General features: G+C 40.7%; 24 protein-coding genes. 10 read left to right on the plus strand and 14 right to left on the minus strand.

Annotation, left to right across the window (positions count from 1 at the left end; all coding sequences use genetic code 11):
- Window position 1: 1 nt before the first annotated feature.
- A complete protein-coding gene (pdeM, locus tag AC570H_RS07505) occupies window positions 2-640 on the plus strand; it encodes a ligase-associated DNA damage response endonuclease PdeM (protein ID WP_497353300.1) in 639 nt (212 codons plus the stop codon).
- A 20-nt stretch (window positions 641-660) separates the two neighbouring features.
- A complete protein-coding gene (locus tag AC570H_RS07510) occupies window positions 661-1767 on the plus strand; it encodes a hypothetical protein (RefSeq protein ID WP_497353302.1) in 1107 nt (368 codons plus the stop codon).
- Window positions 1768-1848: 81 nt separating this feature from the next.
- Here the strand turns inward: AC570H_RS07510 and AC570H_RS07515 are convergent, their stop codons facing one another.
- From AC570H_RS07515 to AC570H_RS07535, 5 genes are read right to left on the minus strand one after another with little or no spacing between them, the layout of a single operon-like run.
- The gene (locus tag AC570H_RS07515) at window positions 1849-2460 is read right to left on the minus strand and encodes a hypothetical protein (protein ID WP_497353304.1); all 612 of its coding nucleotides are present in this window, start codon (window positions 2458-2460) and stop codon (window positions 1849-1851) included.
- A 1-nt stretch (window position 2461) separates the two neighbouring features.
- A complete protein-coding gene (gene bioA, locus AC570H_RS07520) occupies window positions 2462-3730 on the minus strand; it encodes an adenosylmethionine--8-amino-7-oxononanoate transaminase (protein WP_497353306.1) in 1269 nt (422 codons plus the stop codon).
- Entirely contained in the window at window positions 3727-4605 is an 879-nt protein-coding gene (locus AC570H_RS07525) for a CPBP family intramembrane glutamic endopeptidase (RefSeq protein ID WP_497353308.1), read from the minus strand. Before AC570H_RS07525 ends, bioA begins: the two co-directional genes overlap by 4 nt.
- Window positions 4598-5044, minus strand: coding sequence for an NUDIX domain-containing protein (locus AC570H_RS07530; RefSeq protein ID WP_497353310.1), 447 nt, complete (start codon window positions 5042-5044; stop codon window positions 4598-4600). Before AC570H_RS07530 ends, AC570H_RS07525 begins: the two co-directional genes overlap by 8 nt.
- Window positions 5041-6018 (minus strand): cation diffusion facilitator family transporter, encoded by a 978-nt coding sequence (locus tag AC570H_RS07535; protein ID WP_497353312.1) that lies wholly within the window; start codon window positions 6016-6018, stop codon window positions 5041-5043. The genes AC570H_RS07530 and AC570H_RS07535 overlap by 4 nt, the downstream gene beginning before the upstream one ends.
- Before the next feature lie 114 nt (window positions 6019-6132).
- On the opposite strand from AC570H_RS07535, the gene AC570H_RS07540 reads away from it, so the two are divergent.
- On the plus strand, window positions 6133-7326 hold the full coding sequence (locus AC570H_RS07540) for a pyridoxal phosphate-dependent aminotransferase (RefSeq protein ID WP_497353314.1): 1194 nt from the start codon (window positions 6133-6135) through the stop codon (window positions 7324-7326).
- Between the two features lie 75 nt (window positions 7327-7401).
- Here AC570H_RS07540 and AC570H_RS07545 read toward each other — a convergent pair whose 3' ends face one another.
- Entirely contained in the window at window positions 7402-8646 is a 1245-nt protein-coding gene (locus tag AC570H_RS07545) for an ABC transporter permease (RefSeq protein WP_497354904.1), read from the minus strand.
- Window positions 8647-8966: 320 nt separating this feature from the next.
- Here AC570H_RS07545 and queA point away from each other — a divergent pair, with 320 nt between their 5' ends.
- Complete coding sequence (queA, locus tag AC570H_RS07550; protein WP_497353316.1) at window positions 8967-10016, plus strand: tRNA preQ1(34) S-adenosylmethionine ribosyltransferase-isomerase QueA; 1050 nt, start codon at window positions 8967-8969, stop codon at window positions 10014-10016.
- A 61-nt stretch (window positions 10017-10077) separates the two neighbouring features.
- Window positions 10078-10740, plus strand: coding sequence for a 2-C-methyl-D-erythritol 4-phosphate cytidylyltransferase (locus tag AC570H_RS07555; RefSeq protein ID WP_497353318.1), 663 nt, complete (start codon window positions 10078-10080; stop codon window positions 10738-10740).
- Window positions 10741-10790: 50 nt separating this feature from the next.
- Here AC570H_RS07555 and AC570H_RS07560 read toward each other — a convergent pair whose 3' ends face one another.
- The 7 genes from AC570H_RS07560 to AC570H_RS07590 all read right to left on the minus strand — a co-directional run bounded on the left by AC570H_RS07560 (window position 10791) and on the right by AC570H_RS07590 (window position 15264).
- The gene (locus tag AC570H_RS07560) at window positions 10791-10943 is read right to left on the minus strand and encodes a lmo0937 family membrane protein (protein WP_199140722.1); all 153 of its coding nucleotides are present in this window, start codon (window positions 10941-10943) and stop codon (window positions 10791-10793) included.
- A 130-nt stretch (window positions 10944-11073) separates the two neighbouring features.
- On the minus strand, window positions 11074-11295 hold the full coding sequence (locus AC570H_RS07565; protein ID WP_097129232.1) for a DUF2795 domain-containing protein: 222 nt from the start codon (window positions 11293-11295) through the stop codon (window positions 11074-11076).
- Window positions 11296-11379: 84 nt separating this feature from the next.
- On the minus strand, window positions 11380-11928 hold the full coding sequence (locus tag AC570H_RS07570; RefSeq protein ID WP_497353321.1) for a cob(I)yrinic acid a,c-diamide adenosyltransferase: 549 nt from the start codon (window positions 11926-11928) through the stop codon (window positions 11380-11382).
- 200 nt (window positions 11929-12128) lie between these two features.
- A complete protein-coding gene (locus tag AC570H_RS07575; RefSeq protein WP_497353323.1) occupies window positions 12129-13181 on the minus strand; it encodes a hypothetical protein in 1053 nt (350 codons plus the stop codon).
- 207 nt (window positions 13182-13388) lie between these two features.
- Entirely contained in the window at window positions 13389-14147 is a 759-nt protein-coding gene (locus AC570H_RS07580) for an ABC transporter ATP-binding protein (protein WP_497353325.1), read from the minus strand.
- 49 nt (window positions 14148-14196) lie between these two features.
- Complete coding sequence (gene gatC / locus AC570H_RS07585) at window positions 14197-14487, minus strand: Asp-tRNA(Asn)/Glu-tRNA(Gln) amidotransferase subunit GatC (protein WP_497353327.1); 291 nt, start codon at window positions 14485-14487, stop codon at window positions 14197-14199.
- Between the two features lie 45 nt (window positions 14488-14532).
- Window positions 14533-15264, minus strand: coding sequence for a lysophospholipid acyltransferase family protein (locus AC570H_RS07590; RefSeq protein WP_497353329.1), 732 nt, complete (start codon window positions 15262-15264; stop codon window positions 14533-14535).
- A 164-nt stretch (window positions 15265-15428) separates the two neighbouring features.
- Between AC570H_RS07590 and trpS the strand changes: the two genes are divergently transcribed.
- The 4 genes from trpS (at window position 15429) to AC570H_RS07610 (ending at window position 18436) form a co-directional block, all read left to right on the plus strand.
- A complete protein-coding gene (gene trpS / locus AC570H_RS07595; protein ID WP_497353331.1) occupies window positions 15429-16430 on the plus strand; it encodes a tryptophan--tRNA ligase in 1002 nt (333 codons plus the stop codon).
- Window positions 16431-16509: 79 nt separating this feature from the next.
- Window positions 16510-17124, plus strand: coding sequence for a deoxynucleoside kinase (locus tag AC570H_RS07600; RefSeq protein ID WP_497353333.1), 615 nt, complete (start codon window positions 16510-16512; stop codon window positions 17122-17124).
- A gap of 6 nt (window positions 17125-17130) precedes the next feature.
- Window positions 17131-17856 (plus strand): 3-deoxy-manno-octulosonate cytidylyltransferase, encoded by a 726-nt coding sequence (gene kdsB / locus AC570H_RS07605; RefSeq protein WP_497353335.1) that lies wholly within the window; start codon window positions 17131-17133, stop codon window positions 17854-17856.
- 37 nt (window positions 17857-17893) lie between these two features.
- Entirely contained in the window at window positions 17894-18436 is a 543-nt protein-coding gene (locus AC570H_RS07610) for a hypothetical protein (protein ID WP_497353337.1), read from the plus strand.
- A 21-nt stretch (window positions 18437-18457) separates the two neighbouring features.
- Here the strand turns inward: AC570H_RS07610 and AC570H_RS07615 are convergent, their stop codons facing one another.
- A complete protein-coding gene (locus AC570H_RS07615) occupies window positions 18458-21340 on the minus strand; it encodes a triple tyrosine motif-containing protein (RefSeq protein ID WP_497353338.1) in 2883 nt (960 codons plus the stop codon).
- Window positions 21341-21609: 269 nt separating this feature from the next.
- Between AC570H_RS07615 and AC570H_RS07620 the strand changes: the two genes are divergently transcribed.
- Complete coding sequence (locus tag AC570H_RS07620; protein ID WP_497353340.1) at window positions 21610-24711, plus strand: SusC/RagA family TonB-linked outer membrane protein; 3102 nt, start codon at window positions 21610-21612, stop codon at window positions 24709-24711.
- Window position 24712: the final 1 nt, after the last annotated feature.

The raw sequence follows: 24712 nt of genomic DNA on the forward strand, positions 1-24712 counted from the left end.
CATGACCATTAACCTTAGAGACGAAGAATTGATTTTAGCAAAAGAACGAGCTATTTTCCTGCCCAAAGAAAAACTATTGGCCATTAGCGACCTTCATTTGGGCAAATCGGCACATTTTAGAAAGGCAGGCATACAGGTTCCATCAACACTTGCGCAAAGCGATTTGCAAAGATTGAGTAGCTTGCTCGAAAAATTCCAGCCAAAAACTTTACTGATTAACGGTGATATGTTCCATCATGAGCACAATACAGATGTAGATGATTTTGAACGATGGAAACAGCAATACACTGAACTTGAATTCGTATTGGTAAAGGGAAACCACGATAAGCTCGACGAAAAAAACTACCGACAATTAGGCATTAAAATCTATGATCCAAGCTACTGCACCAGCAAATTCTGCTTTATCCACGATTCTGTGCACTGCAAGGAAGAAGAACTCTATCCAATTAGCGGGCACATCCACCCGGGCATAACACTCTTGGGCAAGGCCAAGCAAAGCTTACGCTTTCCCTGCTTTTATTTCGGAAGCGATTATGCGGTATTACCGGCCTTTAGTGCCTTTACGGGCTTAAGTATGCTCAGACTCAAAGCAAACGATCAAGTGTTTGCCATTACCCCTTTAAAAGTGGTAAAAGTATAGTTTTTTGTATATTTGGACTAATGACCAAATTCTTAACCATCCTGTTCCTTTCAACTATCATTGTTTCGAAAGCAAGCGCACAAATCAATATCAATCCTGGAGTAGATACAACAGACGTTACCATCAAATCAGCCATTAAATTCTACACCGATTACATGAGTGGATTTAAAGGCAAGCAGCTACCTGATTTTAACAAATTCTGGAGTGCAGAAGATTGCAAAAGATATAAAATTCCCGATCCTTCGGTTTACGGCATAGGTGGTGATTATCCAACCTATTCCATGGCTCCAATTAAGACCATCACCTACGTTAAGCCTTTAGCCAACGACATGATTATCCTAAAGTCAGTAGGTGGTTGGATAGATACCCTGAAAATCTTCAACGTAATGTACCTATCAAATCATGTAATCCAAAAGGACAAAAACCAGCAATTTCATTTTGTGAAGCCTGTTACCTTCGATGAGCAAAATTGGCAAAACAAAAGCTTAAGAAACATTCATTATATTTTCCCCAAAAAACATGTTTTTAACAAGAAAAAAGCAGATAGCCTGATTTCGCAGATTGAAAGTCTAGAAAAAGAATGGAACCTGAAACCAATCGAAATCGAATATTTCTTTGCACCTACCTATGATGAAATCCAGCAGCTAAGAGGTTACGACTTTAGTTTGGGTTTGGGAAACAGAGACAAGCCTTCAGGCATCTCCAATCAAACGGACAATATTGTGTATTGTGCTGGCAATGGCGAAAATTACTTCCATGAAATTGTTCACATCTACCTTAACCCGATACATACAAAATCACCGCTAAATGAAGGCTTGGCTGTATTTTACGGAGGCTCCATGGGACAAAATCTTTCATGGCATGTAAAACGGGTTAAGATCTACCTGAAGAATCATCCAGAAATTAACCTGAACAAGCCAGAAGAGTTTTATTTTATGGATAACTATACCAATCCTGCAAGTACAATTTTGGGCTTATTGTGTAGCCTAACTTATGAAAAAGAGGGCATAAAAGGCCTAAAGCGATTAATGAGCTATACCAATATGAACGATGTCTATGAAAAAGAATTTAAGCTTGACCTCAAAGACCTCAACAAAGGATTAAGGGATTTGATTGATCATCAATAGCATATCATCATGCTGGACCCCGATCCGGCATATCTGTTTAAGAGAAATCCTGGATCGATATCCAAGGTGAAGGATGAATTGCTAGTTTTTAACAACCTTTTCTAGGCTCTGCATCCAATCGGCAAACATTTTTTGCTCAATTTGAATAATGGCTTCGGCATGTTTTTCCCAATCTGGCGAAAACTCGCGCAACTGGTTCAGCATTTCTTCCAAATGCCCCTCTTCTTCTAAAATAATAGATTTTACGGTTACCTTGCTTTCCTTTTCGGTTAAAATCTGCTGGTAGATTGGGTAAAGCTCATCCGCCCTCACCTCAATGGCATACGTTACGAAAAGATAGGCGGCAAACTTCAATTCAAAACCGCTTAGGCTGAAATGTTTTTTCAGATACCTGCACACCTGTACATCAAGTGTATTCAGGTAAAAACGCGTATGGTCTGGCACCAATAATTCTGTATTGGTGTAGGTTTTGCATAAGTTTTCGTCTAGCTTAGCCAATTGCTTTTTCAGGTAATAGGCATGGCGATGTTCTTCAGCCGCATGCTTTAAAATCAACAGTGTTACCTCTTCCTTATGTTCAGAGGCCGAAATCTTTTTCGCACCTGCATTTTCCATATAAGACAAGGTATTTAACCATTTGGAATGCAATTGATTATCGTTAACTATATTTTCTAAAATTGAAGAAAGTTGCATGTTATATTTCGTCTAAAGCTTGTTGAATAGTACGGTAAATGTACATCAAATCGTCATTAGAAATGACATACGGAGGTAAGATATAAATAATATTACCCAAAGGTCTCAGGATAATTCCCTTGCCTAAAAAGTAGTTGTACAGTTGGTCTCTTAAACCGCTTAAATAAGAAGTGTTGTTTCCGGTTTCCCACTCTAATGCGATGATCGTTCCGGTTTGGCGAACGTTGCGCAATTTGGGATGATCTTTTACCTGTGCTAAAAACTGGCTGTGCTGAGCTTCTACCCTTTTGATATTGGCCAAGGTTACAGGATCCAATAAAATATCTAAACTAGCCAAAGAAGCAGCGCAAGCCACCGGGTTGGCCGTAAACGAATGCCCGTGATAAAGCGTTTTCAGTTTATCCTCACTTAAAAAGGCTTCAAAGATCTTGGCATTACAGGTAGTTAGGCCCAAAGGCATTGTCCCCCCAGTTAAACCCTTGCTCAAACAGAAAATATCAGGTCTGTTGCTCAATTGTTCGGTGGCAAAAAAGGTCCCTGTTCTGCCAAAGCCGGTCATTACTTCATCGGCAATGGTCAATACCTCATTTTCAATGCAGATAGCAAGCAATTGATCTAAATATTGGGCTTCGTACATCAACATGCCGCCAGCGCCTAAAATCAAGGGCTCAAAGATAAAGCAGGCCAATTCTGATTTGAGGTTCTCGATTGTAGATTGCAGCGTTGAAATATTATCAGCTGTAGGTAAATCGATAAATTCTACATCAAAAAGCAGTTCGGCAAAGGGATGGGTAAAAATACTTCTGCCACTTACAGACATGGCGCCGAAAGTATCGCCGTGGTAAGCTTCTTTAAAAGCCAACACCTTTTTCTTTGTGGTATTTCCTTTGTTGTTCCAATACTGGAGACACATTTTTAGGGCTACTTCAACGGCTGTAGAACCATTGTCGCTATAAAAAGCCTTTTCTTGGGCACCAGGCAACAAAGGCAATAAGCGTTCGGCCAATTGAACCGCAGGCTCGTGTGTAAAGCCAGCAAAAATGACGTGCTCTAAAGTTTGCAGCTGCGTAGAAACCTTTTGCGCAATATGCGGATGGGCGTGTCCATGAATGTTTACCCACCAGGAAGAAACGGCATCGATATATTTTTTACCGTCTTCGGCGTACAAATAAACGCCCTCGCCATGTGTAATGGATATCGGGGTTAAGGCATTCTTCATTTGGGTATAAGGGTGCCATATTACTTTTTGATCTCTTTCTACTAAATTCATTCTATTAATTCTTTTTCTTCAATAGCTTCGGATAAAGCTAAGGTTACTGGTGCAATTCGGTAACGATAAAGCATCCAGCCAATTAAAATCGACAATATTACGGTACAAAAGACGGAACCTTCTATGCCAAAAGAACCTCCAGAGAGATAGGCCTCCCCAACAGGTTGTGCTATTAAAGCCCGTTCTGTTTCTAAACCACTTACTTTATAGCCCAAAAGTACGCCTTGGGCGAAATTCCATCCAAAATGGATACCAATGGCCCAACTTACGTTTCGCTTTGTTAAGGTGAAAACAGAAAATAAGGCTCCCGCCAACACGATATTCAAGAATGCCAAAGGCGTATAACCCGGATTACCCAAGTGAACCAATCCAAAACCGATACTATTGATCAGCACCGCGATAAGCAACGGATACCTTTCGGCCATCACAAACAAGGGATAAGTACGAAACATCAGTTCTTCAAAAACGGCCACCAGAATAAAATAAAGCAAGTAAATAAGCAATAAAACCAAACTGATGTTGCCCATACTAAACTTTACATTGCCATTAGCCCATAAAATGCCTCCGCAAATTGCGATTAGTAAAAATCCGATTAAACTTCCTTTAAAAAAGCCTGACAACATACCTGCTTTTCTCAAAAAAACAGTCCAAAAATCAATTCTAGGAAAGATTGCAAAAACCATGAGCAATGCACCTGATGCTGCTATTACTGTCCCAGATTCTGCAAAAAACTCAAACTCGAAAGAATCTTCCTTTAAAGGAATAAAATCAAAATGCAACACCATAAGAACAGGTACCATCCACATGATGATGAGGAAGATAAAGAGGGCTATCTTTAAGATTGGCACAAGGTAATAAAAGCCAGTTCTATTCATACTTTGCCTGCGAATTCTTCAATAAAGAAGCTACCGTTTTATCTGTTTTAAAGGTGATTTCATCTACGCTCAGTTCATTGATATTTGCCCACCTAAAGGATTGTGTACTGTCAGCCGAGAAATCGAAAATACTTGTTTTGATGTCTAATGCTAAGGGATTTATTGCTTTTACGAGGTAATATACACTAATCAATTGGCTCTCGTTAAAGGATGATTTTTCGTAAAAATCGGTGGTATAAAAATGGCTGATTACTTCTATTTCAGCATTGCATTCTTCTACAAACTCTCTTTTTAGCGCTTCGATCAAACCTTCGCCCAACTCAACGCCACCACCCGGAAACTTGGTAAAATACTGTCCGTATTCGAATTCATCGCTTAGCAGAACCTGATTTTGATCATTAATGAGCAAACCATATACCCTTACGTTAAAATAACTCATTGATTAAAGTGCTTTTTGTTTTTAGTCACATTTTCCATATTCCAGGCAATTTCTGCCCTAAAAGCCTCTTGTCTAACTCCACAGTTCTGCATTTTGCAATAATTGCAGCATTCTGGCAAACAAGGATCGGCATGGATAAACAGTTCGGTTTGGTGAGAGCCAGCTACATTGATCAGCTTATCAATATTTGAAATTTCTTGATGCACAGCGGTTAAATCAAAATAATAAGGTAAAGTAACGTGGCAATCGATATGCAGATCGGCTCCATATTGCTGGGCCCTCAAATTATGGACGTCTATCCAGCTATCTGCCCTGTTGTTCTGCAAAATCACCACGATATCTTTCACCAATTCTATATTGCTTTCGTCCATTAAGCCACCTACAGATCTTCGGGTTAGCTTGTAGCCATTAAAAATGATGTACAAACCCAAACCGATCGAAATCACCCCATCGAGCCAAAAGAACCCCGTTAGCTGGATCAGGATAATGCCTACCACCAATCCGCCACTGCTCACCGAATCAGTCAACAAATGCTTGCCATCGGCCTCCAAAGTAATGGAATTATGCTTTTTACCGGTATTGATGAGGTAATAGCCAACAATGGTATTGATTACGCCCGTTATTCCGATGATAATGGCACCATCGTACAATTGCGTAATCTCGGTGGGGTAAATCAGGTCGTAAGCCGATTTAAATATGATCACAACACCTGCGATGCCGATCAAAATCCCCTCCACAAAAGCAGAGAAAAACTCTACCTTTCCATGCCCATAAGGATGGTTTTCGTCTTTTGGCAAAGTAGCCAGGTAAATGCTATAAAAAGCAAAGGCACTGGCCAGTACATTTACGATACTCTCTGCGGCATCAGTTAAAATGGCATTGGAGCCGGTTAGAAAATAGGCTACGAATTTGGCCAGCATCAAAACAATGCTTACGCATAACGAAATGAGAATGGCTTTCTTTTTTGGTTGCAATGGATAGAATTTTAGATCAAAATTACAGTTTAAACAGGAGTTTTTATGAAAATTGTGATTTTTTGACCCAAAATTCCCACAGGTTTTTATATTTGCGCTTTCACTCAAATCATTATGACATTTTTATCTAGAAGAATCCGTAACCTATCCGAATCTCAGACCATTAAAATGGCAAAGTTAGGTAGAGAATTAGCGGCCAAAGGGATCGATGTAATCAATCTAAGCTTTGGAGAACCTGATTTTTTTACCCCGGACAATGTAAAAGCTGCCGCTAAAAAAGCAATCGACGAAAATTATTCTTATTACACTCCAGTTTCTGGCTATCCAGATTTGCGAAAGGCAATTACAGAAAAGCTTCAAAGAGAAAATGGCTTAACTTATGGCATCGATCAAATCGTAGTTTCAACCGGCGCCAAGCAAAGTTTGGCCAATGCGGTAATGTGCCTGATCGATCCGGATGACGAGGTAATCGTTCCTACGCCTTATTGGGTATCTTATTCTGAGATGATCAAACTGGCCGAAGGCAAAACGGTTTTCATCAACGCTACAGTAGAACAAAACTTCAAAATCACCGCACAACAATTGGAAGAAGCCATTACGCCAAAAACCAAATTGTTCATGTTTTCTTCGCCCTGCAACCCTACAGGTTCTGTTTACAGTAAAGAAGAATTAGCAGCTTTGGTTGCCGTTTTTGAAAAACATCCGAATATCTACATCATTTCTGATGAGATTTATGAGCATATCAATTTTGTAAATGAGCACGCTTCTATAGCGGCTTTTGATTCGATTAAAGACCGCGTGGTAGTGATCAACGGCTTTTCTAAATCTTACGCCATGACCGGATGGAGAGTTGGCTACATGGCTGCCAATAAGGAAATTGCAGCGGCTTGCGACAAAATGCAGGGACAAATCACCTCTGGAACTTCATCTATCAGTCAACGCGCTGCCCTTGCCGCTTACGAAGGCGGTTTAGAAACCGTGTTGAGCATGAGAGAAGAATTCAGGAAACGCAGGGATATCGTTTACGATTTGCTAAAAGCCATTCCAAACGTTAAGGTAAACCTTCCTGATGGTGCTTTTTATTTCTTTCCAGAAGTGAAAAGCTATTTTGGCAAGAGCTTTAATGGAACTCCTATTAACAATGCAGAAGAATTATGCCTTTATCTGTTAAACGAGGCGCACGTTTCATTGGTAACTGGAGAGGCTTTTGGAAATGAAGATTGTATCCGTATTTCTTATGCCGCATCTGAAGATCAATTGAGATTAGCGGTAAAAAGAATTGCCGAAGCTTTGGCTCAATTAGTTTAAGCCAGAGATTTCTATAAAACAAAAATAGGATTGCAAATTGCAATCCTATTTTTTTATGTCTTTACAAATTGTTGTTTATGACCTGATGGCCTCTACCGGATCTAACCTAGATGCCGAATAGGCTGGCCAAAATCCTGAAATCAATCCAATAATGACCGAAACCCCAATTCCCAGTACAATATTGCTTACATATAGGATCACTTCTACTCCTGCCCCATAAGTAAACACCAGCGTGAGCAGGTAAACGAGCCCGAGACCAAAGGCTCCGCCCAAAAGGCACAGCACAACGGATTCGAAGATAAATTGTAAGAGAATAAAATAATTCTTGGCGCCTAATGATTTTTGGATGCCGATGATATTGGTACGTTCTTTTACCGAAACAAACATGATATTGGCAATACCAAAACCGCCTACCAAAATAGAAAAGCCCCCAATTACCCAGCCTGCAACTTTTACCACGCCAAACATAATGTCTAACTGATTAGAAAGCATGGTGGTTTTGTTTAAAGAAAAATCATCTTCTTCGCCCGGTTTTAAGCGGTGGATGGAGCGCATTTGACCTTTTAATTCGGCCTCTACTTCATCTAAACTAATATTTTCCTTGCCCCTTACAGTCACCTGTGGATTGTAGCGATCATCTTGTACATCGAACATGCCCTTAGCCAGGTTAAGCGGAATAAGCACGTTTTTATCTTGCGACATGCCCAGCATGTCTTCACCTTCTTTTTTAAATACGCCTACCACGGTAATACGCCTGCCCATTACTTTGATCTGTTTGCCAAGAGGCTCTTCGCCATTAAACAAACCATCGGCAATATCTGCGCCCAAAACACAAACCGGTGCACCCGTTTTGCCTTCATTGTCGGTAAAATAACGGCCATCTTGGAATTCCAAATTCCAGGTTTGATCATATTCCTGACTTGCCGCATTGAGGTTAACGCCTTCTACAGAACTGCTGCGATATTTAATGGTACGGTTGCTGGCCGATGTTTCGAAACAAACACCTTTAGCCATTTCCATGCGATCTTTTAGTGCATTATAATCCCTAAGAGAAGGTTCCGGACGATTTACATATTTCCACCAAGGGAAGCTATCGCTGAAAACCCAAGGCCATTTCTGCACAAACAAGGTATTCGAACCCAGCTTGTCTACGCTGGCCTGTATTTTGTTGCGCATGGTATCTACTCCGGTGAGTACGGCAATAATGAGAAATATACCAATAGTGATTCCCAAAAGGGAAAGTGCGGTTCTCAGTTTATTCTGGCGGAGTGCGTCCCAAGCAAACCTGAAGCTCTCGCCTATTAGTCTAAAAATCATCATCATGCAGTTTAGACCAAAAATACCCAAAAAGGTTACAGTTCATCTACTATAATATAAAAAATACATTCAGAAATTAGAGTGGGCATTTGACATCCCTCCTTCTTATCGTCATGCCGGACACCGATCCGGCATCTTATCTCGAGACAGGCCAATATCACGCTATAAATTGAACAGGCACATCGGACACTAAACGCCAAACACCTATCGCTTCACATTTATTTAATCCGCGATAAGAGTCGTTGAATTAACCTATAATTATTATATTGTAAAAGCCAAATTATATTTCGTAAATTTGCGCCCTAATTTACATCCAATAAAATATGAAGTTATCTCAATTTAAGTTCAATTTACCAGATTCACTTTTAGCTAACACCCCTGCTGAACAAAGAGACGAAGCCAGATTAATGGTTTTACACAAGGATACTGGCAAGATTGAGCACAAAATTTTCAAAGATATTTTAGGCTATTTTGATGACAAGGACGTAATGATCTTGAACAACACCAAAGTATTTCCTGCTCGTTTATATGGCAACAAGGAGAAAACAGGTGCAACCATCGAGGTTTTTCTATTGCGTGAACTGAACAAAGAGCTGCGCCTTTGGGATGTATTGGTTGATCCTGCCCGTAAAATCCGTGTAGGCAACAAACTTTACTTTGGCGATGACGACCTTTTGGTAGCCGAGGTAGTTGACAATACCACTTCTCGTGGCCGTACCATTCGTTTCCTTTTTGATGGTACCGATGAAGAGTTCAGAAAGAACGTGGAAATTTTGGGCGAAACCCCACTTCCAAAATATATCAAACGTAAAGCAACGGCTCAAGACAAAGAGCGTTACCAAACCATTTTCGCTAAACACGAAGGTGCGGTGGCAGCGCCTACTGCAGGTTTACACTTTAGCAGGGAGTTAATGAAACGTTTGGAATTAAAAGGCGTAAACTTTGCAGAAGTAACCTTGCACGTAGGTTTGGGAACTTTCAGGCCAGTTGAGGTAGAAGATTTGACTAAACACAAAATGGACTCTGAGCAGTTCATTATCGAATCTTCGGCTGTAAACACCGTAAACAAAGCGCTCGACGAGAAAAGAAGAGTTTGTGCAGTAGGTACCACTTCGATGCGTGCCATCGAATCGGCGGTTTCGGCTAACAAAAGATTAAAAGAAGCCAACGACTGGACCAGCAAGTTCATTTTCCCTCCATATGATTTTAGCATTGCCAATTGTATGATCACCAACTTCCACACACCAGAATCTACTTTGTTGATGATGGTAAGTGCATTTGGTGGCTATGAAAATGTAATGAATGCCTATAACGTTGCCGTAAAAGAGAAATATCGTTTCTACAGCTACGGTGATGCCATGTTGATTATTTAGTATTGCGTAAAGCGTATTGAGTGATGCGTTAATGTATTGCTCAATATGCTCTACTCTTATCATGAAATATTATGCAATAATTGTTGGAGGCGGTTCTGGCAAAAGAATGCAGAACCCCATTGCTAAGCAGTTCTTATTGCTAGGAAACAAGCCTGTGCTCATGCACACCCTATCGGCTTTCCACAATTCAAATTTCAAGCCCGAACTCATCCTCGTACTTCATCAAGACTTGCACCAGCAATGGGAAGAGCTCTGCAGCAAATACAATTTCGATATCCCCCATTTATTGATTAGAGGTGGCGAACAACGCTTCCACTCGGTACGCAATGGCTTAATGGCCATTAAAGGCGACGGAATTATAGCCATACACGATGCCGTAAGGCCCTTGGTAAGCCAAAAGCTGATTGCCAGTGCCTATGAAAAAGCTGGAGAAGAAGGAAATGCCGTTTGCTGCATCAAGCCTAGCGATTCGGTAAGGAGGCTAAAATCAGACCAAAGCAAGGTGATTAACCGTGATGAACTGGTGCTGGTACAAACACCGCAGACATTTGAAATAAGCCAGTTGAGAAAAGCTTATCAGCAACATTACCGGGCTAAATTTACCGATGATGCTTCTGTTGTAGAGAAGGCTGGATTTAAGATCAACCTGATTGAAGGAGAACGGAACAATCTAAAAATTACCTTTCCAGAAGACCTGGAATTGGCGCATTACCTGCTCAAGTAATAAAATGCTTTGACAATACCCCTGAGCATTGCCAAAGCAGTAGTTGATTATTAGGCTGCGCCTTTAATAACTCTTAAGATAATGGCGATAATGGCGATTACCAATAAGGCATGGATGATGCCGCCGGTGTAATAACCGCCCAAAAAGCTAATGGCCCAAATGATGACCAAAATAACTGCTATAACATAAAGTAGATTTCCCATTGTTTTAGTTTTTAAGTGATAGTTAATTTCTCTTGATTTATAGCATTAACAAAGACTAAACTAAAATTGTTCTGAAAAATAAAAAGCCCCCAGAAATTCTGAGGGCTTTTTCATCTGTTTGATAAGCTCTTTAATATTCGTCTTCGTTAAAAAAGAAGTCGTCTTTTGTGGGATAGTCTGGCCAAATCTCTTCAATCGTTTCGTAAGGCTCACCATCATCTTCTAAGGCTTGTAAATTTTCAATCACCTCAACAGGTGCACCTGAACGAATAGCATAATCAATTAATTCGTCTTTTGTTGCAGGCCAAGGAGCGTCTTCCAAGTGCGATGCGAGTTCTAATGTCCAATACATATTACTTAATATTTATAATTCATATTCTGAGTGGCAAAAGTATGCTAAAAAAAATGAGCAAAACAAATATTTTTTTCCACCAATTTAAATCCGTGGTATCCAGATGTTTTCTTCTGTTTTAGCATCGGCATTCAGTTTTCTGGCCAAAACAAATAAATAATCGCTCAATCTGTTCAAATAAATTGTAATATTGCTGTCAACAAAACTGTCGGCCGCCAACTGAACGGCCAGCCTCTCTGCTCTCCTGCATACGCAACGAGCTAAATGACAATAAGATACAACTGTATTTCCTCCAGGAAGAATGAAATGTTTCAATTCTGGCAACACTTCGTTCATGGCATCCATTTCTTTCTCCAAAAGTGTAATGTCGCTTTCTAAAAGATCGGGGATTTTCATTTTTGAACGTTCTGGGTCGGAGGCCAGCGAAGAACCAATTGTGAATAACCTATCCTGAATCTCTTTTAAAATTTGCTGATGGTGTGCATCAATGGCCTGGCACATGATCAAACCGATATAAGAATTCAGTTCATCAACCGTTCCGTAACTTTCGATACGGACATGGTATTTTGGCACACGGGTACCGCCAATTAATGAGGTTTGGCCTTTATCTCCAGTCTTGGTATAGATTTTCATTTGTTTACAGCTTGTTTTCTATAGCGATGAAGAGCTAATGTTGGCTTCATCTTTCGTCAAATTTTAACAAATATAAATTAAATGCATAAATCCAATTTATAATAATCTAGAGTTGATCACTATTTCTACTATTTAACATCTCGGTCTATGACTAAGCCCCTCAAAGGGAATGACGAACGTAATTTCAAAGGTCGGGGCTACTATAAATCTGTTTGTTTATAATAGTTTGTTGTGCTGATGGGCAGCTCCTTATTGGTTAGCATTGCAGTATAGATGCGACCAGTTGCTACAACAGCGCCCCGGTTATCTTGTGGATAGGTCATGCTAGATGAATGGCCGTAACCGATCATATGGCCAAGCTCATGCACCGAAACATAACAAATATCTTTGGTTAAATAGTCTTTAAGTATATGATCTGCCACTCCAAATGTAGCACCGCCCCCAAGACCTGATACATTTACCACCACTCCACAATTAAATTGAGGGATATCAAGCAACTGTTGATAGACGGTTTGCTTTTCTGCCAAACTTAAAAAGGTTGTTCCATCATTTTTGGTAATTGGCTCGTTTACCAACGCCTCTTTGGTTCTATCATCCTGAAACAAATAAGCCAGGTTAATGATAAAGCCACTAAATCTGCGTACATCTTTTGGATCTATATTTTCTTTCCAATTATCTGATGGATTGTCATTTGAATCAAAATCATGGTACTTGATCTTCCATTTGAGCTTGGCCAGTTTTTTAAGTTTCTTGATCAATTCTGTTTCTCCGGTAAAATCAAAGCTTACTTGATTAACCGGTATGCCTGTTTGATATTTCGACAGGTCTACCTCGGCGTTATCGGCATCCAAAAACTTGTTTGTACCCTTTACAAAAGGATACTTAATGGTCTGTACACCATGTGCCCGTATTTTTTTGATTTTAAACAGTTTAATTGGCTTGGCCATGCCCTGTACAGTAAGTAGAATAGTGGCATCTTCAATGACTATAGGTGTAAAATTAGCAACTTCGATAGTGGTTTCGTCAACTGCGCGCACCCGCAAAACTTTTCCAATTTCAAATCGTCTTGCTTCTGATGTAAAAGCTGACAAAGCTTCGCCATCCTGAAACATCAGCTCAGAGTTGGTATCGGAATCAAACGAATAAACAGTGGGTGTTGTTAATGGTGGTAAGTCGCTTATCTTGTCTTTCTTTTTACAAGTCGCAAAAAAAAGCACAAACGCTAGGAAAGTAGGCTTAATATAGTTTTTCATAAATAAATTAAATAGATGTACCGCAAAAGTAAATATTAAACCTAATAATTATCTTTTGGATCAAAAACTATTGAATTTAAGCTAAAAACGGTATTACGTAACTGAAAGCAATAGACACAATTGCCTATAGCGCAACCCTGCTCGCCATTTCTATTTTATGAAATAGTATGCTTTAATAATTGAAGACAAAAAAAACAGCTGGCAAAACTACTGGATGCTTTCGAAATCATCGCCCTTGGCTTTTAAATTGCTCAAGCGCGGCGATACTGTTTTGATATCGTCGTTGATGTAGTCTTTTTCGATCAAGCCATCGCGCATACGTACAATTCTATGGGCGTGTTGTGCAATGTCTTCTTCGTGCGTTACCAAAATAATAGTATTGCCCTTGCTATGGATTTCCTCTAAAAGACCCATAATTTCGATAGAAGTTTTGGTATCCAAGTTACCCGTAGGCTCATCGGCCAGGATAATAGAAGGATTATTGATCAGCGCCCTGGCTACGGCCACACGTTGGCGCTGTCCGCCTGAAAGCTCGTTTGGCTTGTGGGTAACACGATTGCCCAAGCCTACATTTTCTAAGGCTTTGGTAGCACGTGCATCACGTTCTTTTTTGCTGGCACCTGCATAGATGAGCGGCAAGGCCACATTATCTAAAGAGGTAGAACGCGGCAAAAGATTAAAAGTCTGGAAAACGAAACCGATCTCTTTGTTGCGCACTTCTGCCAATTCATTATCGGTCATGTGGCTCACATTAATGCCATTGAGGATATAATTGCCTTTACTCGGCGTATCTAAGCAGCCCAGAATATTCATCAGCGTAGATTTGCCAGAACCCGAAGGGCCCATCAAAGCAACAAATTCTCCTTTTTCTATGTTAAGGCTTACTGATTTTAACGCGTGAATAACTTCTGTACCGATAACGTATTTACGGCCTATATCTTCAATGATAATGAGTGGTTTCTGCATCGTTTTTTCTTTTTAGACCAGTTTTGCCTAGGCAATGTTACAGCCCTGTTTATTTTTCTATGATTTTAGGCACAAAGAAGTAGTTTTCATTGTGCTTTGCCGCGTTTTTCAATCCATCGGCGGTGCTGATTTCATGCTTCGCCACATCTTCTCTCCAAACATTGGCCTGCTCATTCATGTAAACCAAAGGCTTTACACCTGTTGTATCCAATTCATTGAGCTTTTCCATAAAAGTAAGGATCTTATTCATCTCTACCGTTAATGTATCAACTTCGTTAGCCGCAATTTCGATCCTAGCTAAATCGGCTACTTTATAAACGGTCTGCTGATCTATTTTCATCTCTTTGTTTATTTAATTTTCAACAGGTACATCGCCATGATGGTTTCATCTGTTGACAAGCTTGCTCTCTATTTTTTGATAGACTTCTTCTTTCAGCGCATCGGCCCCATCGGCAGCTAAGATACTGGTTAATATAGGTTCGTGCACATAAATATTTGCAATGCCCGGCCTAGTTCCATACTTCATGCCGTCGTCCCATAGGATTTTCCATACATTGGTAATGCTTACGGGAACAATGGGAATATTTTTCTCGATAGCCAATCTGAATGGGCCATTTTTAAATTCCTGTAGGCGTGGCGGATAGCTGTCGTCAATCCTTCCCTCTGGAAAAATGATGAGGCTCATACCGTTTTCGAGGTTATCTCCTGCCCTTTTAAAAGCCCGGAACGAAGAAATCTTGCTTTCTCTATTTACCGCAATATCTATGGTCCGAAAAAAGATACCTAGGATCGGGTTCTTCAACAGTTCTTCCTTGCCCATAAAATGGTATCGGCCTTTGGCCAGGATACAAAAAACAATAATATCTAGATTAGAGCTATGGTTTGCACAGAAAATATAAGTCTGTTTCTTATCCAGCTTTTTTTCCAGCTCAAAGCTGAAGAAAACACCCGCCAAGGCCGCACATAAAAAACCGTGGGCAGTTCTAAATTTATTAAGGATACCATAATACTTGGGTTTTCGACTGGCGAAATAGTAAACCGGCCAAAAAATAAAAAAGAAAAAGAGTAACGTACAAACGAAATAAAGCTGATGTATCCTTTTGAGCAATTTAATCATGGAAACCAAAAATACAATTTTGCCTTATAGTTGTGAAAATTAGTTTTTCTTCGACGCGTCATGAGATAGATACCGGGATCGGGCTCCGGCACAACGATTCTATAAGGGAACCAATTACACAAATGAACCAATGAATTTTCTAGGTTTTTTCTTAATTTCGGCCCATGATCAAAGAAACGGTTGTAAGCGGTATCCGCTCTACAGGAAAATTACATATAGGAAATTATTACGGCGCGGTAAAAAACTTTGTACAAATGCAACACGAGTACAATTGTTTTTTCTTTATTGCCGATTTGCACTCTTTAACCACGCACCCTACGCCACAAGACCTGCATGGCAATATCAAGCAGGTTTTGGTAGAATATTTGGCTTGCGGAATCGATCCGGAAACAACTACTATATATATTCAATCTGATGTGCCTGAAGTTTCGGAACTTTATTTGTACCTGAATATGAATGCCTATTTGGGCGAATTAGAGCGTGCTACATCATTTAAAGATAAGGTTCGTGCCAATCCAGATAATGTAAACGCCGGTTTATTGACCTATCCTGTTTTAATGGCAGCCGATATCCTGATCCATCGCGCCACCAAGGTTCCGGTTGGCAAAGACCAAGAACAGCACTTGGAAATGGCCCGTACCTTCGGGAATAGGTTTAACAGGCTCTACGATAATGAATATTTTCCCGAGCCTTATGCATTCAGCTACTCTAAAGGCTTGGTTAAAGTACCCGGATTAGACGGCAAAGGCAAAATGGGCAAATCTGAGGGCGAAGGCAATGCAGTTTATTTGTCAGACAGCCCTGAAATTATCCGCAAAAAGGTTTCAAGAGCAGTTACCGATAGCGGTCCTACTGCCGAAAATCAGGAAAAACCAGAAGCTATTCAAAACTTGTTCGATTTGATGAAAATCGTTTCATCGGCAGATACGCTGACCCACTTTGAAGAGCAGTACAACAAAATGGCCATCCGTTACGGCGATTTCAAGAAGCAATTGGCCGAAGACATGATCATTACTACGGCTCCAATGCGCGAACGCATCAACGAAATTGCTGCCGATACTTCTTATCTACGTCAAGTGGCTAAACATGGTGCTTTAAAGGCGAGAGAAAGTGCACAAAAAACCATTCGCGAAGTAAGAGAAATAATTGGCTTTAAAAGTTTTTAATAGTAGTATTGTGTAATGCAATAGTGGTTGGCGACAAAAACGCTCAACGCAAAACGCTACGCTCAAATCAAAATAATATATGCATATAGCAATAGTTGGAAATATCGGTGCCGGAAAAACTACGTTAACGGGTCTTTTGGCCAAGAATTATGGATGGGAGGCACTGTACGAAGCAGTAGATAACAATCCGTACCTAGAAGATTTTTATAGCGACATGAAGCGTTGGAGCTTCAACCTGCAGATCTATTTCCTGAACAGCCGTTTTCAACAAATTGTAGAGATAGAAAGCAATAAAAGAAACGTAATCCAAGACCGTACCATTTACGAGGATGCGCATATTTTTGCCGAAAACCTACACGAAATGGGCCTGATGACCACCAGGGATCACGAAAACTATAGGGCTATTTTCGAAAATATCACTTCTTTTATCAAGCCACCCGATCTTTTGGTGTATTTGAGAGCTTCGGTACCCACCTTGGTTAACAATATCCAACGCCGTGGGCGCGAATATGAAGCCAGTATCCGTATCGATTATTTATCTAAGCTGAACGAAAAATATGAAGCCTGGATCAAAGGCTATAATTTGGGTAAATTGTTGATTTTAGACAAAGACAAACTCGATTTCACCAATAACCCTGAAGATTTAGGCACGGTGATCCAATCTATCGAAGCAGAAATCAACGGCTTATTCTAATTTTCCATGAAAATCTTAGGCATCATCCCTGCACGCTACGCCTCTACCCGCTTTCCTGGAAAGCCATTGGTTGATATTGGTGGTAAAACGATGATTCAAAGGGTTTATGAACAAGCGTCGAAAGCCAATTTAGCAAAAGTAGTAGTAGCAACTGATGATGAGCGAATTGCTCAAGCCGTAACAGGTTTCGGTGGCGAATATATTTTTACCAGCGAAAACCACCAAAGCGGTACAGACCGTTGTGCAGAAGTTGCCCAGCAACTGCCAGAATTCGATGTGGTGATCAATATCCAAGGCGATGAACCTTTTATAGATCCTGCCCAGATTGCCTTGGTAGCGGCTTGCTTTGACGATGAACAGGTAGAACTGGCCACGCTAATTAAAGAGATACATACCCAGGAAGAGCTTTTTAACGCCAATTTACCAAAGGTGGTGCTTAATGCCGAAGGCAAGGCCATTTATTTCAGCCGCAATCCCATTCCATACATCCGTAATTCGGAAAAGGAAAACTGGATCAAAGCACATCAGTTTTACAAGCATATTGGTATATATGGCTACCGCAGGCCTACGCTTTTGGCAATTACCAAATTGCCAGCCTCGAGCTTAGAGCTTGCCGAAAGCCTGGAACAGTTGCGCTGGGTTGAAAATGGCTATCAGATCCAAACCAAGGTAACCCATTTGGAAACTATTGCCATCGATACGCCAGAAGACCTCCAAAAAATAGTTTTTTAAAGCTATTTTTTTATCTTCGACTTAAAACCTTTTGACTATGAAATTTGCATCGCTTTCTCTCTTGGTGCTTGTAGTGGCTTTTGCCAGCTGCACTTCAAATTCTTCTAAACGCGTAGCCGGCAATCTCGAAAAAACTTCGCTCCAGCCTTTCACAGATACCTTAAAACAAGATACCTTCAAAATTGCGCTAAAAGGCAAAACCTCTAAAGACATGAGCCTCTTTTTTAGCATTGTGAATTTTAATGGCGAGAAGATCTACGAAAAAGAAATCAAAGCCGAATCGTTGCTTAAAAATTTCTTGGCCAGTGCCGAACTTAAAAAAGAAGATGATAAGGTGAAGTTCCTGCAAGATGAGGTGAACGATTTCTTTGAGGAAGAACATTTCCTCGTACCGGCCGTAATGCCCGATGAAAAACCAGATGAGAATGTGCCTGACAAAGCCTTTTACGAAGAACTTAAACAAAGTGGCTTAAATGGCTTCGATTACAGCACAGGCAAAGACGACAAGGTTTACATTGCCTGGTCGCCCAAAGATAAAAAGGTAAAAGTTTACTATAACTGTTGCCAAATAAAGAAATAACAATAAGCTAGTTAAGATTATCTACTTAAATAAAAAGTCGAACAGGTTCACATCTGGCGTAAGTCCTAGTTTTTTACGCAAACGATAGCGACTCACCTCTACCGCCCTCGGCGTAATGTTGAGCAACTGAGCTATTTCCTTAGAAGACAAATTCAATTTGAGATAGGCACAAAGCTTCAAATCGCTTGGACTTAAGTTTGGATATTTATCTTTCAGGTTGCTCAAGAAATTGGCGTGTACATGGTCAAAGTGAATGGCAAACTGTTCCCAGTCGTGGTCGAGTTTCTTGGCTTCGTTTAACAGCCTGATTACTTTTTTAATATCGTCTGCACTATCTTTATTGCCGGTTTGCTGTACCAAAGGCAACAGCTCATCTCCTATTTTAGACAATAATTTACCACGCTGTACCAAATGCATGGTAGCCGATGCCAATTCCTTGTTCTTAAATTCTACCTCTGCCTCTAACTGTTTTTTCTGCAGCTTGGTAATCTGCTGTTCGTTGCGTTCGATTTCCAACTGATGCTTCTGCCTCAGTTTATCTTGTTGCTTCTGATGCTCTTTTTCCTGGTATTTGACCAAACGATAAATGAGGAATACAAACAGGATAAAATAAAACAAATAGGCTACATTGCTCCTGTACCATGCTGGCGCAATGGTAAAATTATAGCTCACCACTTCAGATTCGTTGCCCAAATTATTTCTGGCCTTCACCATAAAAACATAGTTTCCATGGCTTAAATTGGTATAATCCTTCTCGCTTTTGCTGCTCCAGGCCGACCATTGCTCATCATAGCCTTTTAACTGGTAGCTAAATTCTATGTTTTCCTTTTGCTCGTACAAAGTGGAAGCATATTCAAAATGCAGCGAGTTATAATCGTAATCCAATCGCTTTCTTTCCTTTTTACTTCGGGTACTGTTGGCAAAATAACCGCCAAATAGAATGCTATCGGCTTTGCCCGGGAAGCTGATTTGGCCAAGCAATGCATTGGGACGATAAATATTGGCCGCATATTTCTTATAATCGAGATGGATAAGCCCTTTATTGCCACCCATAAATATATTTCGTTCGTTATAAGGATAGATGTTCTCAAAACCTGCAACGATTTTGGTAGTCAGCTCTGGAAATTCGACAATGCTAAAGTTGTTTTTGCCAGTTTTCTTTTTAAAATCAACCACGCCTACCTTTTTTAAGGTCACATACCAGAGATTGCCATCGCGATCTTCATTTAAATACTGGATGGACACATGTTTAAAAATTGGCCTAAAAAACTGGCTTGGGTAAAACCTGTTCTTTTTGGCATCAAACTCGTAAACTCCATCTATGGTCGTGGCAATCGGTCGCCCCCTGAACCAAAAGATATAATTGTAGAGGGTAAGCGGCAAACCCTCCTGCTGGGTAAACAAGGTCGTTTTAATGATTTTGCGTTTATCTGGTGATAGATCCAGCTTAAAAATACCTCTGTAAGGATGCGATGCCCATACACAGTTGAGTTTTTGATCTACGCTGATAAACCTCAGTGGCTCGTTAATGGCCGATAAGGTACTCAGAAAGCTAAATTCCTTGTTTTGATAGCCCAACAGCTGCAAACCTGTATAAGTACCCGCAACCGCCAACGATTGATCAGTACCATTTGTTAAGGGTGCATATAGCCATGTACCCATTTCACGGTAAAGCGATTTCGCATTATAGCCTTCAATTACCGAAGCTCCGTCTTCATTGGCCAACAGCAAGTGGTTATAAACCTCGCTTAAGCCCCAGGTCTGTCCTTTGGTATTGTTTACTTCTTTAAATTGTGCATGCGATTCGCTTAAATCTTCCTGTTTGGCATCTATTGGTGCCGCAAATAATCCGTTGGAAGTACCAATGTAGAGCTTACGGTCAAAAATCCTACTGGCATAACTGGCCACCTGTTTGTTTTTATCAGGATAAATATGTTTGATGGCACTGTTAAATGCGATAAATGCAATGCCATCATCCAATCCGAGCCACAAATTCTGGTGCTGGTCTAAGAGAATACTCCTGATGTTATTATTGTTGAGGCCCTCGGCATAAGAAAACTGCTGATTCAGTTCGCCTTTTTTATTGATGATCATCAGCGCCGATGAGGTAGTTCCCAAAGCATACAGATCCTTATTGATCTGAATGGCCCCATTGATCCTGTCATTGTAAAAGGTCTTGTCAAGTGGCGTCTTTTTGGGCATCAAGATGGAATCCTTCAACAGGAAAAGACCGTCTTTTAGCGTGGTGAGCAAAAGCGTATCGCCTTGGTAAGGAAGTATGGAGGTAATGCTGGCATTCAAAATCCGTTTGTCTTTGCACTTGATAATCCATTGCCCGTTTTTTAATACCTTCAAACCGATTTTTACATCGTGCGCCATTACCTCATTATTGGCTAAACCCATATATACCCAAGTGGTATAACTGGTAAAAACATCGATTTTATTGTCCTTTAAGCGAAAAATCTTATTCACTGTACGGAAATACACTTCCTGGTTGGAAATGACGATGTTCCAAACATCGGCAAATTGCTTTTCACCGATTGGGATCAGCTTTTTGAGCGAATGATAGACCAATGCGCCATTGGCATTGGGAAAGAAATAGCCAATCTCATCTTGTCCGCCAACATAAATTTTTCCATCACCGCTAATTTTTACCGAACGTACAATGGTTTGGTTAGGCAAAGGATAATGTTTCCAATAAGCCCCATTAAAAGAGATGAGACCCTCGTTGTTTGCAAAATATAAAATGCCCTGTTTGTCTTGGGCGATATCCCAGTTTTGCGTACCGCCTTTATAGGTCAGGTTACTGTAGCTTACTACCTGTGGCAAACCTATCCGATCTTGTGCTTTTAAACAAAAAGTTGATGACAAAATAAATAAAAAGACAAAAAAGGACTTTCTCATTTCTTTCAAAATCGGCTGAAGCAAAATATTTGGTTAACTATGTTATTCAAGATAAGAAAAATCTTGTTGTTGTGGTTACATATTGCTCATTCTTGCTTCTTTTCAAGAAAAAAGTTGCTCTTGTATGGGTATTGTAGTGGGCGTTTTTTTCAGCAAAGCTTAGGGCGTACTATATATTTGTTACAATGCTCGTCGCATTTATAGGCCTCAACCATCCCTAGAAAAAGACGGTCATCAACTAACCAAAATGTAAACTTAATTTATTTGTTATGAAAGGAAAATCTACGTTCATTCTTTTGCTGTTTTCCCTGCTCTTTTCTTTGAGCGTTCGTGCGCAAGAAATTGACGTATCGGGAAAAGTAACTTCCAAAAGTGACGGAACTCCTATTCCAGGTGTATCTGTAAAAATCCAAGGTACAAACACTGGCGTTGCCACAGATCAAAACGGAAATTTCAGAATCAAGGTGCCTAAGGCCGGTACCATTCTCGAGTTTTCCCAAATCGGCATGACTACCCAAACCATTGCTGTGAACAGCAGCGAACCTATTGCTGTTGCTTTGTCTGAATCGCAAAGCGACCTCGAACAGGTAGTTGTTGTAGGTTACGGCACACAAAAGAAAAGTGTGATTACGGGAGCTATTTCCCAGGTAAAAGGCAAAGACCTCGAAAACATGCCTGTAACGCGTATCGAACAGTCGCTACAAGGTAGAACATCGGGTTTAACCATTGTATCAAGCTCTGGCCAGCCAGGTGAAGGCGCTACCCTACGTGTGAGGGGTACTACTTCTATCAACAATAGTGAAGCCTTGTATATTGTAGACGGTGTACAAATCGGCGGAGGTATCGAGTTTTTAAACCAGGCAGACATCGAATCTATTGAAGTGCTGAAAGATGCAGCTTCTGCGGCCATTTATGGAGCGAGGGCTGCAAATGGTGTAATTATCGTTACCACCAAAAAAGGAACGAGAAACGGAAAAATGAGTGTAAACTACAACACTTACCTAGGCACGCAAGAGCCAGCCAGAAAATTAGAGCTTTTAAACGCTACCGAGTTTGCGGCTTTTTACAACGAAGGCCAATTGTCAGATAATCCATTGGCTACCGTACGTTTCCCTAATCCAAGCCAATATGGCGTAGGCACCGATTGGCAGGCTGCCGTATTTAACAATAGCGCCAAGATCCAAAACCACGAGTTAAGCATTTCTGGTGGTACCGAAAAATCAACTTATTATAGCTCTTTTGGCTATTTCGATCAAGATGGTATCGTGGCTACCAGCAATTCTAATTTCAAAAGGTTTACGGCCAGGTTTAATTCGGAGCACCAAATTACCAAAGCCATTAAATTTGGGCAAACTATAGGCTACACACGCATCAACTCTGTAGGCGTAGGCACCAATACAGAATATGGATCACCACTAGGCAGAGCGATTAACATCGACCCATTGACTCCTATCATCGAAACCGATCCGGCAAAATACAATGCGCCGCCTTATAGCAACCAGCCGGTGGTTAGAGCGGCCAATGGCCTTCCTTATGGCATTTCGAGCATCGCCCAATCAGAAATATTAAACCCAATTGCTGCGTTGGCAGTTGCCCAAGGCAAAAATTGGTCTGATAAGGTGGTAGCCAATGTTTTTGTAGAGGCAGAAATTATCAAAGGTTTAAAAGTAAGATCGCAAGGCGGTGTTGACTTGGCCTTCTGGGGTGGCGAGAGCTTTACTCCTGTACATTACTTAAATCCAACCTTTAGTGCATCAGTTAATTCTTACAACAGAAATTCTAACAGGGGTTTATTTTGGTCGTTAGAAAACACCATCAGCTATAACAAAGCTATCGACAAACATAATTTCACTGTGTTATTGGGCTATTCGGCACAAAAAAACAGAGGCGAATCGCAAAATGGAACCCTTCAAGGCTTACCGGTTGACAACCTCAAAGACGCTTCGCTTCAATTCGCTGTTCCGAGAGAGAACAGGAACTTTGGTGGTGGCGAGTACCTCAACACCTTGAATTCGGCTTTTGCGAGGTTAACTTATGACTTCGACGAGAAATACCTCTTTACTGGTATTATTCGTAGAGACGGTTCTTCACGCTTCGGTCCGAATAACAAATACGGTTACTTTCCATCAGCCTCTGCTGGTTGGGTAGCTACCAAAGAAGATTTCTTCCCTAAAAACAATGTAGTTACTTTCTTAAAGCTAAGAGGTTCTTATGGGGTTACTGGTAATGACAACATCGGCGATTTCAGGTATTTATCAACCGTGAGTGGTGGCCGTAACTATACTTTGGGTACTTCTGCCGGCTTAAACATTGGTGTAAGTCCTGATGCTTTATCCAATCCTGATTTGAGATGGGAAGAAACCACTTCAACGGATATAGGCTTAGATGCCACCTTATTCGGAAACATCTCGTTAACTGCCAACTGGTTTAATAAAAAAACCTCTGGTATGCTATTGCAAATTGCGGTACCGGGTTATGTGGGCAACAATGGTCCGATTGGAAACATTGCCGATTTAACCAACAAGGGCTTCGAGCTGGAATTGGGCTATAATAAAAGCTTCGGCGATTTTTCTTTCAGGGTTGCAGGTAATGCTTCCTTCATTAAAAACAAGATTGTTTACTTAGGTGATGAGAAAGAGTTTTTAGAAGGCCAAAAAGTTACGCCTCAAGGCTTAGAGATTACCCGTACTAAAATTGGCTACCCTATCGGCTCTTTTTATGGCTATAGAAGCGATGGTTTGTTCCAAACGCAAGCAGAAATAGACAATTATAAAAACAGTGCAGGCAATAAAATACAGCCAGCTGCCAAACCTGGCGACATCAAGTTCATCGATTTAAATGGCAATGGTTCGATAGATGCAAACGATAGAGAAGTTATCGGCGACCCAACACCAGACTTCACCTATGGCATTACCATTAATGCCGCTTATAAAAGCTTTGATTTTGTGCTCTTGGGTACAGGTGTAAGTGGCAATCAGATTTTTAATGCAACCAGACGTTTTGATTTGCCAACTTCCAATTTCCAGCGCTCTATTTTAGCCAGATGGACTGGAGAAGGAACCAGCAACAGCGTTCCGAGGGCAACCATTGAAGATCCCAACAAAAACTACAGCACCGTTTCTAGCCTTTTCTTGGAAGATGGTTCTTATTTCAGGATCAAAACCGTACAGGTTGGCTATACGCTGCCTCAAAAGCTGACTTTAAAGGCAGGTTTAAACAAAGTTAGGTTTTATGTAATGGCCAACAACTTGCTTACGCTGACCAAATACACCGGCTTCGATCCTGAAATCGGAGGTGGCAGCTTAGGCATCGATCGTGGTTTTTACCCACAAGCAAGAACATATTTTGCAGGTATCAATATTGGATTTTAAT

It is taken from the genome of Pedobacter sp. B4419 (genome assembly GCF_059693725.1).